15 protein-coding genes and 1 tRNA gene are annotated in these 18665 nt (G+C 43.0%); 6 read left to right on the forward strand and 10 right to left on the reverse strand.

What is annotated here, in order from left to right; translation table 11 throughout:
• The first annotated feature begins 376 nt into the window (after positions 1 to 376).
• The 4 genes from AC5JPT_RS08640 to AC5JPT_RS08655 all read left to right on the forward strand — a co-directional run bounded on the left by AC5JPT_RS08640 (position 377) and on the right by AC5JPT_RS08655 (position 5056).
• Positions 377 to 1876 carry a SulP family inorganic anion transporter gene (locus AC5JPT_RS08640; RefSeq protein WP_493844134.1) on the forward strand — a complete coding sequence of 500 codons (1500 nt, stop codon included), beginning with the start codon at positions 377 to 379 and terminating at the stop codon, positions 1874 to 1876.
• 159 nt (positions 1877 to 2035) lie between these two features.
• A complete protein-coding gene (locus tag AC5JPT_RS08645) occupies positions 2036 to 2890 on the forward strand; it encodes a universal stress protein (protein WP_319051987.1) in 855 nt (284 codons plus the stop codon).
• 458 nt (positions 2891 to 3348) lie between these two features.
• Positions 3349 to 3687, forward strand: coding sequence for a P-II family nitrogen regulator (locus AC5JPT_RS08650; protein WP_201556743.1), 339 nt, complete (start codon positions 3349 to 3351; stop codon positions 3685 to 3687).
• Between the two features lie 106 nt (positions 3688 to 3793).
• Positions 3794 to 5056, forward strand: coding sequence for an ammonium transporter (locus AC5JPT_RS08655; RefSeq protein ID WP_319051986.1), 1263 nt, complete (start codon positions 3794 to 3796; stop codon positions 5054 to 5056).
• Between the two features lie 233 nt (positions 5057 to 5289).
• Here the strand turns inward: AC5JPT_RS08655 and AC5JPT_RS08660 are convergent, their stop codons facing one another.
• The 3 genes from AC5JPT_RS08660 to AC5JPT_RS08670 form a co-directional block, all read right to left on the reverse strand.
• Positions 5290 to 5673 (reverse strand): DUF2147 domain-containing protein, encoded by a 384-nt coding sequence (locus tag AC5JPT_RS08660; RefSeq protein WP_319051985.1) that lies wholly within the window; start codon positions 5671 to 5673, stop codon positions 5290 to 5292.
• Between the two features lie 272 nt (positions 5674 to 5945).
• Positions 5946 to 6209 carry a hypothetical protein gene (locus AC5JPT_RS08665; RefSeq protein WP_493857796.1) on the reverse strand — a complete coding sequence of 88 codons (264 nt, stop codon included), beginning with the start codon at positions 6207 to 6209 and terminating at the stop codon, positions 5946 to 5948.
• A 71-nt stretch (positions 6210 to 6280) separates the two neighbouring features.
• Entirely contained in the window at positions 6281 to 7102 is an 822-nt protein-coding gene (locus tag AC5JPT_RS08670) for a DNA/RNA non-specific endonuclease (RefSeq protein WP_493857797.1), read from the reverse strand.
• A gap of 204 nt (positions 7103 to 7306) precedes the next feature.
• Here AC5JPT_RS08670 and AC5JPT_RS08675 point away from each other — a divergent pair.
• A tRNA-Ser gene (locus AC5JPT_RS08675) sits at positions 7307 to 7397 on the forward strand.
• Positions 7398 to 8258: 861 nt separating this feature from the next.
• Here the strand turns inward: AC5JPT_RS08675 and AC5JPT_RS08680 are convergent.
• The 3 genes from AC5JPT_RS08680 to AC5JPT_RS08690 form a co-directional block, all read right to left on the reverse strand.
• A complete protein-coding gene (locus tag AC5JPT_RS08680; protein WP_493857798.1) occupies positions 8259 to 9320 on the reverse strand; it encodes a hypothetical protein in 1062 nt (353 codons plus the stop codon).
• A gap of 81 nt (positions 9321 to 9401) precedes the next feature.
• A complete protein-coding gene (locus tag AC5JPT_RS08685) occupies positions 9402 to 10940 on the reverse strand; it encodes a YHYH protein (RefSeq protein ID WP_493857799.1) in 1539 nt (512 codons plus the stop codon).
• A 674-nt stretch (positions 10941 to 11614) separates the two neighbouring features.
• Positions 11615 to 11917 (reverse strand): hypothetical protein, encoded by a 303-nt coding sequence (locus AC5JPT_RS08690; protein ID WP_493857800.1) that lies wholly within the window; start codon positions 11915 to 11917, stop codon positions 11615 to 11617.
• A gap of 370 nt (positions 11918 to 12287) precedes the next feature.
• Between AC5JPT_RS08690 and AC5JPT_RS08695 the strand changes: the two genes are divergently transcribed.
• On the forward strand, positions 12288 to 13070 hold the full coding sequence (locus tag AC5JPT_RS08695) for a YdcF family protein (RefSeq protein ID WP_493857801.1): 783 nt from the start codon (positions 12288 to 12290) through the stop codon (positions 13068 to 13070).
• Positions 13071 to 13138: 68 nt separating this feature from the next.
• Here the strand turns inward: AC5JPT_RS08695 and AC5JPT_RS08700 are convergent, their stop codons facing one another.
• The 4 genes from AC5JPT_RS08700 to AC5JPT_RS08715 all read right to left on the reverse strand — a co-directional run bounded on the left by AC5JPT_RS08700 (position 13139) and on the right by AC5JPT_RS08715 (position 18660).
• Positions 13139 to 14083 carry a putative RNA methyltransferase gene (locus AC5JPT_RS08700; RefSeq protein ID WP_493858455.1) on the reverse strand — a complete coding sequence of 315 codons (945 nt, stop codon included), beginning with the start codon at positions 14081 to 14083 and terminating at the stop codon, positions 13139 to 13141.
• A 139-nt stretch (positions 14084 to 14222) separates the two neighbouring features.
• Complete coding sequence (gene mraY, locus AC5JPT_RS08705; RefSeq protein WP_493857802.1) at positions 14223 to 15341, reverse strand: phospho-N-acetylmuramoyl-pentapeptide-transferase; 1119 nt, start codon at positions 15339 to 15341, stop codon at positions 14223 to 14225.
• A 3-nt stretch (positions 15342 to 15344) separates the two neighbouring features.
• A complete protein-coding gene (locus AC5JPT_RS08710; protein ID WP_493857803.1) occupies positions 15345 to 16796 on the reverse strand; it encodes a UDP-N-acetylmuramoyl-tripeptide--D-alanyl-D-alanine ligase in 1452 nt (483 codons plus the stop codon).
• An 82-nt stretch (positions 16797 to 16878) separates the two neighbouring features.
• Positions 16879 to 18660 carry a Mur ligase family protein gene (locus tag AC5JPT_RS08715; RefSeq protein WP_493857804.1) on the reverse strand — a complete coding sequence of 594 codons (1782 nt, stop codon included), beginning with the start codon at positions 18658 to 18660 and terminating at the stop codon, positions 16879 to 16881.
• Positions 18661 to 18665 lie beyond the last annotated feature (5 nt).

Raw genomic sequence — 18665 nt, forward strand, 5'->3', positions numbered from 1 at the left:
TCGTGTGTGGTAACTTTATGTCAGGCAACAATCGTTGTGTGGCAAATTATTTATCACCCTCTACTACAGCAAATAATTGCTGATTCTATGCCTTATCTTGGGTGTTTTATTCAATAGCCTATTTTAAGCAACCCAGTCCAAACCATATTTTTAGGTCATCTTACTGTCTTCATCATATTTATTATTGATGAGCGTATACGCGATACCGAAAAAATGAGTAGACATACTTATTATTGACCTTGCACATTCCAACACAGCAACATGACCCAGTGCATGTTGACGTAAAAGACAAATGAATAGCTATTATTAGCGACGCGATCATTTTATAAATGAGTAATGATTACTTTTTTTGCCTCTAACCCTATGTAGTTTACTTATGACATCTTTTATTGATAACTTGCGTGACGAGTGGTTTTCCAATGTTCGCGGCGACGTTTTATCGGGCTTAGTCGTAGCCCTAGCACTGATTCCAGAAGCTATTGCCTTTTCTATTATCGCGGGTGTTGATCCAAAAGTTGGCTTGTATGCCTCATTTTGTATCGCCGTCGTGATCAGTTTTGTTGGTGGTCGTCCAGGGATGATTTCGGCAGCGACAGGGGCCATGGCTCTGGTCATGGTTGATTTGGTTGCTGATCATGGTTTGCAGTATTTGCTTGCTGCTACCTTATTATGCGGCGCCATTCAGGTTGTGATGGGCATTCTAAAGCTAGGCAATCTGATGCGTTTTGTCTCGCGCTCAGTGGTTATTGGCTTCGTCAACGCATTGGCGATATTGATATTCGCTGCGCAACTGCCTGAGCTAAACCCCATGACCGAACGTGTCGGTATGACGGTTTATATCATGACAGCCGTGGGTTTAGCAATTATTTACCTGTTCCCACTTATTCCTAAAATAGGTCGTGTGATTCCTTCTCCATTGATTTGTATCGTTGGATTGACCGCTGTTGCCATGTATATGAATCTTGATATTCGCAACGTTGGCAGCATGGGTGACTTGCCAGATTCATTGCCAGTATTTTTGCTGCCTGATATCCCATTGAATTTGACGACACTACTTATCATCGCGCCGTATTCTATTGCGCTTGCTATTGTTGGTTTATTAGAGTCTATGATGACAGCAACCATCGTCGATGAGTTGACGGATACACCCAGTGATAAAAACAAAGAATGCCGTGGTCAAGGTATGGCTAACGTGGTATCAGGGTTTTTCGGTGGTATGGCAGGCTGTGCGATGATTGGTCAGTCTATGATTAACGTAAAATCTGGTGGTCGTACGCGTCTATCTACGTTGATGGCTGGTGTTGTCTTACTGATTATGGTGGTGTTTTTGAGTGAATGGGTCAGCCAAATTCCAATGGCTGCGCTAGTTGCCGTTATGATTATGGTATCGATTGGTACGTTTAACTGGCAATCTATTCGCGAATTCAAAACGCATCCTATGTCGTTCAATATTGTGATGCTGGCGACAGTATTGACGACGGTCTTTACTCATAACCTGGCTTATGGTGTTGGTGTTGGCGTGCTGCTATCTGCCTTGGCATTTGCCAATAAGATTGGACAGTTCTTGACCATCTTTAGCGAGTACGATGACAGTAGCAATACCCGTTACTACTATGTTCAAGGTCAAGTATTCTTTGCTTCTACGACACAGTTCTTAAATAGCTTCGATACCAAAGAAGCCGTAGATAGCATTCAGATTGATGTCAGCCAGGCACATTTTTGGGATGTGACAGCTGTGGATACTTTGGACAAACTGGTCATGCGCTTGCAACGTGAAGGTATTGATGTCAAAGTGGTAGGACTCAACAATGCGAGTCGCACACTGATTGACCGCTTCTCTGTTCATGATCGCCGAGATATTGGCTTATTAGATTAAACCAATATCCATCAGCCTTGCCATACGAATGCGTAACAAGGTTTTGTAGATTGATACATGAATAGGCGGCCATAGTGATAATCAGGGTTGAGTATGATGGTTATGCTTAGCCCCGAACTGAGTGGCTGACTTTTATTATTAAAATGATGTGGTCGTTTTATGAGTAACTTAAAACCAGATAGTGTCATTGCTTGCTTGGACTGTCCCGATCATGTTCAAGCGGTATTAGAGGCGAGTATGTGGGCCTCTACCCGTCTACAAGCACCTATTGGACTATTGCACTCTGCACCAAGCTTACAACAAAAAGCTGCGGTCAATTATTCTGGCTGTCTCAACATCGATGATGAGAATGCATTGCTTGAGCAGTTCACGAGTAAAGAGCATCTGAGCAACTGTGAGTTAAAGGCACAAGGCAGATTGCTACTCTCACAAGCGACCACTTATTGTGAACAGCAGCGCCGCAAGCTTAAAACGTACACCTTACATCGTCATGAACACCTAAACCAAAGTATCGATTACGTTGATGACAAGGCCCAATTGATCGTTATTGGTCATCATGTTACCTGCAAATCCACCCTAAGTCAGCTTATCAGAGTCAGTCACTGCCCCATTTTGGTGACACATGCACCATTTTTGACCCCTACCACGGCTTTATTTGCTTTTGACAATAGCCCAACGTGCCATAAACTACTCAATTGGCTATGTAAGACGCCACTTGTACGTGCCTTGACCGTTCACATTGTTATGGTTGGTAGAGAGAATTCTGACAACTGTGATGCCCTGCGTGAAGCCTATGCAAAGCTCAAGCAAGCAGGTATTAAGTCTAAAAAGACACTACTCGACTGCCGTGATGTCGCAGCGGCCTTAAATTACTATCAGAATCAAAACGACATCGGTCTGCTCATGACAGGCGCCTTCGGTCAGTCTCGTCTGCGTGAATTACTACAAGGTAGCGATACCAAAAAACTGCTCGTCAGTACCAAAACGCCGTATCTGCTATTCCCTAAAGCGTAAGTACGCTGCTGCATACACCCCCATATACCTAAGTACAGAGCACCCGTAACCTTGCTGGAGCTCTGCTATTTATATCTGTCTTATATTTATCTTCTGTTTATAGCTTCCTCACAAAAACCCCATTTGATTGCTAAACTCAAGTTAGCAAATCGTCACATGAAATACAGGGATAGCTTCCCCAAGCACTCAAAAAGTTGGTTATAATAAAGTTGTCATTAACCAAACGCTAAAGGTTGATTTACTTTTATTACTTCTATAATGAAGGCTCTCATTGTTGTACCGTCGATTATAGTCTTTACCAGAATTACGGTTGTTTTTGAACGGACACGTCCAATTTACTTCCCCTTGAGTAAATTGGCACGGTTCTTGAATAACTTACCGTAAGCAAGGCAGAGATACGGCGATGCACCATAATGCCTCTATCAATCTGCAGCATCACACAAATAAGGAATTTTTTTATGAAGCTAATCACTGCGATCTTAAAACCGTTTAAGCTCGACGATGTGCGTGAAGCGCTTTCTGACATCGGTGTCAAAGGTGTTACTGTCACTGAAGTCAAAGGTTTCGGTCGTCAAAAAGGTCACACAGAGCTCTATCGCGGCGCAGAATACGTGGTGGACTTTTTACCTAAGGTAAAAGTTGAAGTTGCTGTGATCGACGAGATGGTCGACCCTGCTATCGAAGCCATCACTCGCATCGCTAGTACTGGCAAGATTGGTGACGGCAAAATCTTTGTTACTGCACTTGAGCAAGTCATTCGTATCCGTACAGGTGAAACCGGACCGGATGCTATCTAGATTTGAGGCCATATCTATAAAAGGAGATTTGTAGATATAGGTTCTTACAGCATTTTTATCTATCGGTCATACCGATATCTATATTGTAAATTCAAGGGGAATGTAAATGGAAAGTCAAATCTTTGAGCTCCAGTATGCGCTCGATACGTTTTACTTTTTGATCTGTGGGGCGTTGGTCATGTGGATGGCCGCTGGCTTCACTATGTTAGAGGCCGGACTGGTCCGATCAAAAAATACGGTCGAAATCTTAACTAAGAATGTCGCGTTATTTGCAACGGCCAGCATTATGTACATGGTATGCGGTTACGCTATTATGTATGGTGGCGATCTGTTCTTAAGCGGAATTGCAGGCGGTGACACTTTAGTAGAAGATGCGTTGGCAGCCTCTGCCGAAAATGGCTTTGGTGGCGACTCCGTTTACTCTGCAGCCTCAGACTTTTTCTTCCAAGTAGTGTTTGTAGCGACCTGTATGTCAATCGTTTCAGGTGCCGTTGCTGAACGTATGAAATTATGGGCTTTCTTATTGTTTGCAGTCGTCATGACTGGTGTTATCTATCCATTAGAAGGTAGCTGGACTTGGGGTGGTAACGATGTCTTTGGGTTATTCAACCTAGGTGACATGGGCTTCTCTGACTTTGCAGGCTCTGGTATCGTTCATATGGCAGGCGCTGCTGCAGCCCTAGCTGGCGTACTACTACTGGGCTCACGTAAAGGTAAATACGGTCCTAACGGTGAGATACGTGCCATTCCTGGTGCCAATCTACCACTTGCTGCACTTGGTACATTGATCTTATGGATGGGTTGGTTCGGCTTCAACGGCGGCTCAGTACTTAAACTTGGTGATATCGCTAGTGCCAATGCTGTTGCCATGGTATTCTTGAACACTAATGCTGCTGCTGCTGGCGGTGCTGTTGGTGCCTTAATCCTAGCCCGCATCATATTTGGTAAAGCGGATCTAACCATGCTTCTAAATGGTGCATTAGCAGGTCTAGTTGCCATTACTGCAGAGCCTTCAACCCCTTCTGCACTACAAGCTACTATCTTTGGCGTTATCGCTGGTATCATCGTGGTGTTATCAATCTTAGCCTTAGACAAAATCAAAATTGATGACCCAGTTGGTGCAATCTCAGTACACGGTGTTGTTGGTCTATTTGGTCTACTAATTGTACCAATCACCAACCCAGCATCTACCTTTATTGGTCAGATTGTAGGCGCCGCGACTATCTTTGCTTGGGTATTCATTGCTAGCCTAGTAGTCTGGGCAATTATCAAAGCGGTTATCGGTCTACGTATCTCTGAAGAAGACGAGTACGAAGGTGCTGACATTGCTGAATGTGGTATGGAAGCTTACCCAGAGTTTATCAGATAAGATCACTCTCATAAGCTGAACATAAGTCTTAAATGCGCTGATACTGCTTACTGTAGTATCAGCGTTTATTATTTTAATCAACAAAAAATTTCCCCTACTAAACCTTCAATATAAAACTTACTTATTGAACCTAGAAAACAAATCTAGAATATAAAAAATCCCGCAGAACCTTTCGGTAATGCGGGATTTCTCTATATCAAATTAAGACTTAAAAATTAGATATTAATGCTGGCTTATTTCTTTTTCCATTCTTGGCTACGAGAGAATGGACCAATATAACCTCTTAGCTTCAATGTGTTGCCGCTTAAGTTTGCAGTCATACGATAGTCCTTACCTTTTTCAGGGTCAGTAATCGTACCACCACTATATTTACCACCACCGTCAGACTTCAGACCTTTGATAATAGTCGTACCAACGTGCTTCTTACCTTTGGCTGAATTAGTAGCAACAAGCGTACCTGTTAATACACCGTTTGACTCAGTGATTTTTACAGTACCTTTTGGCTTGCCTTCATCATATGTCTGCCAAGTTGTATTGGCTAGTGGATCAGCGGCAAAAGCCATGCTAGCGATACCAATACCAGCAACTGCTAAAGTGGTTTTTGTAAATAATTTCATAGATTGACTCCTTTCATACAATGATTGCTCGAAACGTTATGTTTCCGATGTCCTATGCTTATCCTTTGCTAGAATCTTCTATTATGAAATTTGGGATATCTATCTAAGCACTTACGCCTTAGGTAGATATTACCGCAATTACTCATAAAGTTTTGTTCAAAGATCTGAGCGACATAAGCGATGTCTTGATTCATTATAAGCAATTTTTTAGCTTTGCCTAGTAATTTTTTTATACTTTATTATTTCTGGAAAAATAAAACTATATCAAAGACTTACAGGAAAGGATTGTCGATATCTTTGCCTAGCTGGTCATCATTTTCTTTTGACTTACTGTCGTTATTACTATAAAGGCTATTGGCCTGAAATGCGTCAACAATCCTACCAGTTAGCTCATGTAACTTCTGGGCTTGCTCATATCCTGATGCATCTAAAGTCAGATCAATATCACCATAAATTATAATTTTGTCTTCTTGATTTTCAATAACCAGCTCGCCTATCTGCATGCTTTGGTGGTTGTTTGCGAATGGCTCAATCATGTGTTCATCCTCATCATTAGTATGCTCTAGCGCAGTTATATTCTTTTATACGTCGATATTTTCAAAGTACTTTACGCTTTTAGCTGTGCAATTAACCATTCTAAAATAGCCCATACAAATAACATCCAGTCAGGCTCTTCGTCTGTAGCATCAGGTGTATCTAAGCGCTCCCCTGCTTTTAGTGGTAAATCAAACGCCTGTGTTTTTGTTTGGATGTCTAACATCGGTAGGACATCGATACCCGTTTCAGCCGTTAGCTCATCAATGCTAATAACTTCGATACGCTCTGATTCATCATTGGGTGCGTAATACACCCCGGCTTGATTGGTTGCTGGAATATATACCGCTTTGAAAAAATGGCTAGGAACCAGTACGCGGTTCGCAAGTTGCTTGGTTTTGCTATTAGTGAATGCTACACCTGTGATGGTATAGACCTCACCGTATTGCTGTGTTAAATATCGAGTAGCCGATTCAATATTACGCCAGATATAACGATTGTTGCGCGGTGACTGCGGCGCGATATTGGCCAGACTAAAACTATCATATTGCTGACTACGCGTTGCCATGTCGGCATTGGGTGCGAGATGTCCGCGATCATAACCTGAACCTGAATAGTCAGATAATGACGCGCGTGCTGACTCCGGGAGCTTACTTTCTTCGTGAAAACTGTCTTCACGGTCGATTTGTTTTGCTTGCTGTAGGCGTGTCCGATCTAGATACTCTGCTGACCATAGCGGTGTGCGTGATACACCAGAGTACATGACAGCAAAACCATCCATACATAGTGCTTGTGTCTGATTACTCAGTTTGGTATTGGTAAATTCAGGATAAATACCACCATAAAAAGATTGGCTACACTGGCTGAAGTCATCAGCATATGCCTGAGTAGACATACCTATCGTAACAGTCACTATCGCCGTCAGCACGCTATGTTTAAGTCCACTTTTGGACTTACTGAAACTTATCATTCAACTCTCAACCATTTATACTTGCTATTACATACTTGCTATCCTATCAGGCGGCCACCAATAAAGAAAGATAGTGCGCAAGTCGTGACATTTTAAATGGTATCCGCTATACTTAGGCGTTCAAAAAACGGTGAAGTGGGTGAGTGGCTGAAACCGCACGCCTGGAAAGTGTGTATACGTTCATAGCGTATCGAGGGTTCGAATCCCTCCTTCACCGCCAATCTTATCTATTTTGATAAAAGCCCCAGTTTTTCTGTTTTGTCTTACTCTATCCTAAATAAAATTCAAACACTTCAATAGTAAGACTATCAGTCTATACTTGTCATTTGATGCTGCCTGAATCGTTATTATCTTATCTATCAAAAAAACCAACAATAAAGCATATTGCTGGCTCATACCATTCATCTATCGCTGCTAATATCCAAACCTACAGCTACTTACTGCCTATACATCTCTTCATTGCTTCTTTTTTACTGTCACTTAGATTCGTATATAACTTGTTCAGACCCAAATTGATGCGACATTCGCGTCTGATTTTTCGTATTTCAGCAGATACGACTGGTTTTGGAGTCGCGTTTACTGCTTCTGCAAAGGCAATACTCGGTACCATTGCATTGGCTGAGTAGCCTATTGCACTGAAAAAGATGGCAAATAGTATGAATAAGGTTTGTTTCATTGGCGCTCTCAGTCGATTTTTGAGATGATTATTTAGGACAATCAGTGGATATTTGGCATCATTTTTTTGGTTGGAAAGCATTACTTTGAATAACTAGCGCACGTAGACGATGTTAATAATACTGCCCTTTATCATAGCTAGTCCCTATGTTAAGTAGCTTGATGAAAGTTTAAGAAAGGTAACGATTTTTGAGTTCAACCAGCGCTTACAGACATACAAGTACGCGGTAGTGACAAACGAGGAAGGATATCGATAGATAGCTTTTTATTTATAAATATATACTGAGAATAAAGATACGGCTTACAAATAAAACGTAACCGTTATACCACTGCCGCTCCAAGATAGATCTAAGATAGCTATTTTGGAGCGACATTTATGATGGTCTTTTAAATATTTGTTCAGCGCTTATAACGCATCTACGGTATAGCGTACGATAACTTCATTATCGAGTACGACATTGGTTGACCAAATGAATTGGGCATCTGCTTTTTCATTATCAAAAATATCTATGAAATTGGTATAAGCTTGTTTATTATCTACCCCAATGGTTTGGTTACTATAAGTAGTAGCGTTCGGCCAACTAGAGTCATCAAAGTCTGCTTGTTGCCAGTTGGTAGGCAATTCCCAATGCAGGCCATAATCTGCCGAACCATCTTGCACATTAGCTGTGGTAACACAATTACTAGATAGGCGCTCGCTACCTGACTCACTAACACAGGATAAGTCTCTAATCGGCGCGGTATAAAAGGTTTGTGCTTTCCAGGTTTCATCGGTCTTAGCGATGATACTATTGTCTTTATCTTTGATCACAGCGACTAGACCGCCGTCTCCTGCATGAAACTCTGAGCCTTGATTACTCTCTGAACCAATGCCTAAGTTTTCTTCCCAATCGACCAAATGCATAGCAACGGTAAATGGTGCTTTTGCTTTGAAACGCACTATATTTGAATTGAACTGAGTAAATGGCACATTGTCACGTCCGACTGCCACACCATTTACATACATCTCAAAATAATTATCTGCAAAAACGTAAGCGGTATATACTTCACCATCTGCATCTATTTCAATGATGTCTGAACCATCAAGTTGAGCTAAAGCTTCACTGGCAGTGCGATAGTCGTTGCCCGTACAAGGGTTGTTTAAGTCAGACGCCACTGGGAAATCTGTATTGAGCAAATTAGTCGCTGCTGGTACTGTCCACGATTTACCGTCAGTTGACTGGATACTACCAATGTTGGTTTGACGACCACGGTCACATTCATAGGCATTTGTCACATCGGTCTGAGCAACACCTTGGGTTAAGCTCGCGGTGCCAGTATAGCTGCTGGCATCTGCACTACTTATTGATGCTGTCGCTTGCTCATTGGCATCGGTAGCCGCTGAGTCTATCTGAGTTTGGCTACACGCTGCCAGCAATACAGCAGATACTGCCGTGGTTAGCAAAGCAGGTATTAAAATAGGTTTCATTAGGATTCCTTAGCATTATATAAGATGGTTTTTGAACTCAGCTTATTATCTCTATAACTGATCATTATCATTAGATACGTATTATTTTTTCTGTGTGTCATCAGTGCGTTTATAAGTCTGTACGGTCGTACCCTCTGGATCAATAAATTCAAAAGTATAAATATCTTTGGTCGCTTCAGTAGCGCCCCAACCATAGTTAAGCTTATGCTCTTGACCGTCATGGGTATACGTTAGACTGTATTGAGTCGGACTTATAATTTTATAATCTGTGATTTCAGCTCCGCGCAAAGGCGTCAGCGCTGGGCGAACGCCATGAGTATGTGCTTGCGGTGAAATTTCATTTTCTGGTGCTTTCGTATCTGGGTTTATAGTGACCTTACCGCGCAAACCGGCAATTAAATACGGAAACTCTGAGGTAGCATGGTATTCATAGCTACCGTTTTCATTGAATTTGCCTAAATATTCATCAAGCTCATAATCCGTTTCACCATAGACAGGAAAGCCGTCTAGCGCATAAGCAATGGGCTTACCTTCACCAACTTGTGACTGGAGGTGGGTTGGTGCAAGATGATAATGGTAGTCATCAGCGCGTCCAGAATGCCCGCCCCAATTATCTAATTCTCCGAATGCTTTGGCGTCCTCACCACGATTGTTTAATGGGTTAAATATAGGAATGCCATTAGCTGCAATAGCGATGGCCCCTTTCATAAAATTATCTTTGGCCATTAAAGGCTCATCGGCAAGCTCAGGCTGTAAGGGAATGACCCAACTGTTCTCATTGGTATAATCCTGGTCGATAGGTACTTGCTGTTGCCAACTGGTGATACCCGTCATCATTTCATGGCTTGGGACACCGTTTGATTCGACATACAGATATTTATCATCATGATGGGTACTGACGTTATCGAATGAGCCAAATACTGACGTCATAAAGTCAATATCATTGGCTGGTACTGGCAAATGAGCGATCGCCTCTTTCGTCTTTGCACCGATATTTTGGGCCGTCTCAGTACTGCTACAGGCGACCAGTAAAGCAGTTGCACCCAATACTCCAAAAACTGAATAGGTAATTTTTGACGGTCGGTTTTTCTTGTCGCGTATATTCAAAACATAAAACAAAACCAAACCACTCGCTAAGACCAAGCCACCCAACAAGTAGAAGAATAAAACAGAGCGCGTGTCACTGTTATCCGTTATAACAGAACTTTCCGCATCAGCTTTGTTTAGTGAAATCCCATTATCATTGGCGATAACAGTAGTATCGTTTGGATTTTGGATAGCCGTTAATTGATTACTACTTACTAGATTTTCAATCACTGCTAGCTGATTGATCGCTTGAATATGAGCGTTTTTTTCCAGAATATAGGTTTGATCATTGGCTGAAAAGTCTGACAAATCAAAAGAGAGCAACTGATGATGACTATCCGTTAAATAAACAGTACCGTCTTCTAGTTTGATAAAATCAGCAGCGACACTAGGCTGGCCTGTGATCTGCCATTCTTTGGCAGGCATGGTATGTTCACTAAGGTCATGGGCGTAGGCAGAGGTCAGTGATGAAACTTGTATGGCGGTGACAATAGCCAGCAAGCTAAAAGCGTTAGCTGTTTTTGTGAGGTTCATAAAGCACTCTTGTAAGATGTAAGACCTAAAAGGCAATGGTAGTGAAACAGGGAAAACTATCAGTTACCTGTTTAGACGTCGTAATTGTTAATATTTATTCAAAAATAAATCTCTTATATTGATTAGATAATATCAACTTTTACTTTATAGAAACTTTAAGAAACGTTAAGTCTTGCTGAGTTTTTCTTCATGAAAGATACTTATATTCTAAGGCTTAGCGCCAAATATTATTTTAAAACACCTAATAGTGAGACTTACCAGCTATATTTATGAAAACTCAAGTAAGATATTGGGCAATATACAAAACACATCATCATATTTGCACTTACCGTAAAAAGGGCAAAAAAACCACCAAAATAATGCGTTATCTAGAAGATACTGAGCGTGGCATTGATGTAAAACAGTAGCTGTTCTCTCACATATTTTCTGACCACCAGTCCGTCAAATGGCTCAAAGCTATGTATCGATACTATATCTCCATGCATCAATACCATATTTCAGTACCCTCAATGATTATCACCTTTTGCTGAACTGTCCGTATAGGTTCATAGTCTAACGTTGAGGTATGATCATAAGCATTAAATAAGCCATTATCTTGAACAACGCTTAATTCGTCCTTACAAAAAAAATGACGCCTACTTAGGGCGTCATTTTTAGATAATCAGATATTACTTTTAAGAGCGGTGTCTGTAATCATTTTTACTTTGTTTATCATTTTTATACTTGCTCTGATATTTGTCTTGGTGCTTTTCTTGTGCTTTACGTTTGGCAGCCATTATTTTTGCTTTTTGCTGTGATACCTTTGCCTTGTTTTTGACAACCTTGTGTTTGCTATCTGCTTTTGTTTTAGCATCATGTTTTTGATGCTGTACTTGGGCGGCATGAGACTTTGAGTAATCAGGTGCCGCGTTGGCTTGACCAACCATAGACAAACAAGCGGTAGCGGCTAAAATTGAACTTACTATTATCTTTTTCATTTTATTTTCCCAGTTTCATTCATATTGATGAATAATAATTAAAGATACCTTATGACGTATCAAATAAGATATTGCGATGTCGCATCGCTCTATCGACAAAGAAAATGATAACTGATTCTAGTATTAAGTAGATTTATGAAACATGAAGAAAGGTTGCGATTGTTACCGTTGTTTGGCACATTCAGACACTAAACTGTAGACAGCCAAACAGTTGTGCTACTAGTGTAAGTAAATAGATGGGCAGACCTAAAAGTATATATGATGCTTTTGATTACTGTAGAGGCGGATGTAGCATTCAATGTTTAATGTTTAATATTTGACACTTATATAGACAGCGCGACTGATCTATAAGTGCTGACTGGAAAAACTTATGTTTGGGTTATTACGTATTGTATTGATAGCACTTGGACTCATACTTATCATCGACTGTATCGCACTGATAGCCATTGACAAGGTTAATTTTGGCACGGTACTGCCTTTTCTGATAGGTGTAGTTTTTTTGGGTCATGGGCTGGGTGCGCCTATGATTGCTAGAGTGCTTGTCAAACATCCTGTACTGCGTCGTATCTGGTATGGGTTATGGTTAATATTTGGGTTATGGCTCATGAGCTTTTTGGTATTTGTTTACTCATTGCAACAGCAGATTGCTCGTAGCAAACAAACGCTACCGCCCGTGGCCGCTATTATCGTGCTTGGTTCTGGTACCGTTGCGGGCAAACCCAGCGCCACCCTCGCCAATCGTCTGGATACGGCAGCAACGCTGATTGAGCAGCAACCACAAGCATTGATCATTACCAGTGGCGGTATCGGTCTGGGGCAGCCGCGCAGTGAGGCAAACATTATGGCAACTTACTTGCAGGACACGCACGACATTTCGCTAGATCGTATTTATCAAGAAGGCAAAAGCACCAGCACTGAGGAAAATTTGGCGTACAGTCAGGATATTCTTGCGCAGCATAGTATTAATAAAAACATGCCCATTGTGATTGTCACCAGTGATTTTCATACCATTCGTGCCGTAGCAATTGCAAAGCATCAGGGCTACCAGCAGCCTATGGCACTCGCCAGCCCAACGCCGCTATCTATTCGCTATAACGCCTGGTTCAGAGAGTATTTTGCCTTTGGTAGTGGCTGGTTGCTAAAAGAATACTAATACTTGGAGTATCAAAGACATCATTGCAGTGCAGTGCAGTGTATGACACCATACTATTTTGAGCAGTGCTACGCTATCCTTTGTAAAACATAAACCACAAACTTTGCCTCTGTATTGAATGACGATTTTTCTACTGCTGACAATAATGCTTGTCGCTTCTCACTACGCGCCCGGTACGCATAAGGCGTCATCGTCATTAAATCGGCTAAGTCCTCTGCGGATAGACTCATGTCGGTACTGACACGCTGAGTCTCAACCAACGTAAAATATGGCGCCAATTCCTGTAGAAACTTATCAGAGTCATGCTCACGCACACTATCGAATAAGGCTTCACGTAGCGTCGCCAAATGCCCAACATCTGGTTTGGCAATAATCAGATAGCCATTATCAGCCAACACCTTAGCGAACGCTTCGGGCAAAATGGGGCTAAATATACTACTGATACCGGTAATGCTATGAGGGCGTAGTGGTAGATGCGCCGCACTGGTCACTAGTGGATAGACGGCTGTTGGCTTAGTAACACTATCCTCATTCTGTTGATACCAGAGATGACCTATCGCTTTGCTCACTTTAGCCAACTCAACCAATGCAGGCTTACTGATATCAGCGGCTATTAACGTGTCTATGAGCGACGAGCCCATTTGTGCCATTGCCTGCGTATAATAACCTTCACCGCAACCGATATCGAGCCAATGAACAGAGTTGCTATTATGCTCATCTGTGGACTCAATTTTTGACAACAGCACTTCCATTTTTTGGCTGATCAGATCCTGCAGCGGTGCATAATGCCCTTGGTTCAAAAACCGTTTACGCGCATTGATAGACGCTTGACTGTCGCCAGGTGCTTTGGACTTTTTCTGTTGGACAGGCAGAAGATTAACATAGCCTTGACGGGCAACATCAAAGGGGTGCGAGGTGTTTTTGGGGTGCAAACTACCATCACAGCGCCACGTATCTGCAGCAGGCTGTAGTGGTGACTGGCAAAGTGAGCAAATAAATAAGGACACAGATATCTCAAAGTCATAGCAATATGACTCGCATTTTAACAAATTTCGTGTGCCTTGAACGATAAAAAGCCACCTCAATATTGTTTGAGATGGCTTTTAGGAGGCTGGTATAAGTGTACTTACAATACGGTTTGGGGCTGACGTTTTAACGCAGCTTCAATGTCATCAGTCCAAGAATAACAAGTATGATAGCGATAATCCAAAACCTGGCTACTACTTGTGTTTCTTTCCAGCCAATCTCTTCAAAATGATGATGCAGCGGTGCCATACGGAAAACACGTTTTTTGCGCAATTTGTATGAGCCCACTTGTAGCATCACTGATAGCGCCTCGGCAACAAACAAACCACCCATAATAGCAAAGGCAATCTCTTGTCTCGTCATCACCGCAATCGTACCTAGCATCGCCCCGAGTGCCAGTGCGCCGACATCTCCCATAAATACCTGTGCTGGGTGAGCATTGAACCATAAGAAACCAAGTCCTGCCCCAACCATTGCGCCACAAACAATAAGAACTTCAGAGTTATAGGCAATATAAGGCACATGCAAGTAATCCGCAAAGCGCACATCACCCGACACATAAGCCATTGCGCCCAAACCTGCAGCAACCAAAACGACTGGCAAAATCGCCAAACCATCTAAACCGTCCGTGAGATTGACCGCATTGGAGGCGCCGTTGATCACAAAGTAGGTGAAGATAATAAAACCAATACCAAAGGGCACTGCGGAAAATGGAATCATCCAGTCTTTGAATACGGGCAATAATAGGTCCTGCATCTCACGAGTGGTGTTGATGTCTGGCTGTAGTGTGGCGATATAGTACAACGAGACGCCGACGAACAATGCGCCCATCGACAACCAAAAATATTTCTTTCGTGCGATCAGACCTTTGGGGTCTTTATATTTAATTTTGAGCCAATCATCTGCCCAGCCTACCGCACCAAAAATAACCATAACAACGAGCAAAATCCAGACGTAAGGATTATTCAGGCGTGCCCATAGCAGCGTCGATATGCCAATAGCACTCAGAATGAGTACCCCGCCCATGGTAGGCGTACCTGTCTTGGCCAAATGCGATTGAGGCCCATCGTTCCGAATAGCCTGGCCGTATTTGAGCGAACGCAAATGTCGAATGACACGTCCGCCAAAAATCATGCTAAACATAAGCGCAGTGACGACCGCGAGCAGTGCTCTTAGCGTCAACGAAGAAACCGCAGAAAACGGCGTATAATACTGACCAAGCCAGCCAAACAACCAAACTAACACCGCCTACTCCTCTACTAATGCATGTATAAGTGTTTCCATTTTCATGGAGCGTGAGCCTTTGAACAACACAGTGCAAGGCTTAGCTTGTTGTGCTTGTAAATACGGCTGTAAATACTCTAATAAGCTGTCTTTATCTGCAAATGCATGAGCATTGATATCAGAGATCTCTTGCGCGCCGGCAACCGTATAGGCGGCATACTCACCTACGCACAGCAGCACATCGATACCTGTGGTCGAGATAGTACGGCCCAAGCTTTGATGCTCACTAACTGCCGCCTCCCCAAGCTCACCAATATCCCCTAGCACCATCACTTGCGTACCCGTTTGTGCAGCCAGCACTTTGGCAGCGGCACGTACCGAATGAGGATTGGCATTATACGTATCATCAATAAGGCGATGCATACCTAGTATCTGACTGTTCAGGCGACCTTTTGCTGGACGCGCATTTTCTAGACCCACAACGATGTCACTCACCTCAATATCTAGCGCGTATGCACAGGCAGCAGCAGCCAAAGCATTATTGACATTGTGCTCGCCTGCTAATGGCAGATTGATATCATGAATCTGATTACCGATATGTAGCTTAAACTCACTACGCTCAGGCTCTACATCTAAATGACTTGCACTGACATCGGTATTACCGAACCCAATCACATGGGAGGTATGCTTTTCAGCAATACGGCGCAACTGATTGGTAAAATCATCCTTGTCAGGCACTATCGCATACTGTGCGTCCGTCAAAGTGTGATAAATCTCTGCTTTGGTTTGGCAAATCCCTTCACGGCTACCAAACTCGCCTAAATGGGCAGTACCGATATTTAGGATACAGGCCACGTCAGGGCGGACGATCTCAGTCGTATAAGCGATCTCACCAATATGATTGGCACCCAATTCTAAAATAGCATAGCGATGATGATCTGATAGCTCAAGCAGCATCATTGGCACGCCCAAATCATTATTGAGGTTGCCACGAGTAATCAATGTCGGCGCCAATCTACCAAAAATACTACCCAGCATCTCTTTGCAGGTTGTTTTGCCACTTGAGCCTGTAATAGCAATCACGGTCAGGTCTGTGTGTTGCTGACGACGATAGCTGGCCAATTGACCTAAAGCCAAACGGGTGTCACTTACCACCAACTGCGGGATAGTATTTGCATCGGATGATGCGGTAGGACGAGACACGATAGCAGCAATTGCACCTTTTGATGCTGCCATATCAATATAATCATGACCATCAAAATTCTCACCACTTAACGCCAAAAAGATATCACCTGGTTTTATCGTGCGAGTGTCGGTAGCGATACGCTTACTGGCTAAAGCGACTTCTCCTGCATTTGCATGGTCTTGTGGCAGTTGCCAATGACCATCGAGCGACGCTGTCGCAGCAAGCATATTATCCATTTGCCAGACATAAAGCCCTTGCGACTGGATGGTGTTATCGGTGTCGGCTGTCATAGTGGTTACCTTATATGATGACTACTTAATTTTTTTATTTAATGATCACTCTTGACTATTTTATGCAGCGAGAGTCTATCGGCTATACACGGCCCGCTTGTTCTAATGCCTGTTGCAAAATAACACTGTCATCAAAGTTATAACGAACATTGTTGATTTCTTGGTAAGTTTCATGGCCTTTGCCCGCAATGACGACGATGTCATCTGGACCCGCCTGACTGACGGCATATACTATTGCTTTTTGGCGCGCAGGCTCTATGTGAGTGTGTTGATATTGCTCAGCACTCATTCCAGCTTGCATGTCTTGCAAAATAGCGGTGGGGTCTTCGGTACGTGGATTGTCCGCAGTTAGGACAACTTTATCAGCACCAGCTAGACCTGCTTGTGCCATCAGCGGACGCTTGCCTGCATCACGGTCGCCACCGCAACCAAATACCGCCCACAATTGACCCTTACAGTGGGTCTTCAAACTCGCTAACACCTGACTGAGTGCATCTGGTGTATGCGCATAATCAACGATAAAACAGCCATCATTAGATGGCACACGCTGCATACGCCCGACAGCGCCTTGTAACTGTGTCACTGCCTCTGCAATGCGATGAATACTTATATCTGAATGGGCAGCATTTAACTGAACATCATTTAACTGAGTTCTATTTGACTGATTTTTATTTGACTGGGTATTCAGCGCCGTAGTAGCGGCTATCGCGGCGAGTAAATTGGCTACATTAAAACGGCCCAATAATGGACTAACAATATCTATAGTCGTGGCTTGCTCATCACCAAAATCTGTACGTAAGCTAATCTTGACCCCTTGCAGACTCGGCGTGATATCAGCCGCGACAAAGGTAGCGGATGCTAACGGATCTAAACTGTAGGTCCATACCGTTAAATGACTAGCTCTCGCAGTATCTAGCATGACCTGAGCATGCTCATCATCAATATTAATAATGGTATGAGTCAAATCTGGAAAATGTGCCGTATCAAACAGCTTGGCTTTGGCGGCAGCATATTCTGCCATATCGGCATGATAGTCTAAGTGATCACGGCTAAGATTGGTATAAATCGCCACAGAAACTGGCATACCCTGCAAGCGCTGCTGATCTAAACCGTGAGAGCTGGCTTCTAGTGCCAGTATTTCAGCATTCTCTGTCCCCATTTGATACAAAAACTGCTGTACAGCCAAGGCATCTCCTGTGGTATGACTCGCCTGTACTAACGCGCCAAGCCTACCATTACCTGCTGTACCCATTACCGCGCTACTCATACCTGTCAATTGTGTAAGCTGCGCTACCAATTGACTGATAGTGGTCTTGCCATTGGTTCCAGTCACAGCCACTACTTTTGGCAAAGTCACTGGCTGCTGATACTGTAGATACGCTTGGATTAAACTACCCAAAAAATCACGGATGTTAGGAACGTATAAGACTGGGCATGAGAGTGCTGCTAATTGCTGTGACGCATCGCTTTTACTATCTACCGCCGACGCATTACTGGTATCTGCAGAGCCGCTGATATCACTCATTAAGGTGATAGGATCAATTTCCGATAGCACAAAAGCCGCTTTTGAGGTGGCCTGAACCAGATAATCGCGGCTTTTTTGAATGTTCGGCGTGTGGCTGTTTAGAAGGATAAATACGTCATTATCAGACAGCTGACGACTATCTAATTGAAACTGCCGGAAGGCGATATCAGCGACAGAGTGAATCTGAGCTGAGACTGCCTGATTTAACGCCTTTTGAGCCGAAGTTGCCATCATTTCTGTCAATTGCTGCGTCAGTCTGCTATCGCTAGCATCGATAAGCTGTTGTAAAGTGACAGAGATAGCAGGGGCGCCATTTGGCGAGAAGGTAGGCAAGGTCATGAGCG

The sequence above is a fragment of the Psychrobacter sp. H26 genome, assembly GCF_059073035.1.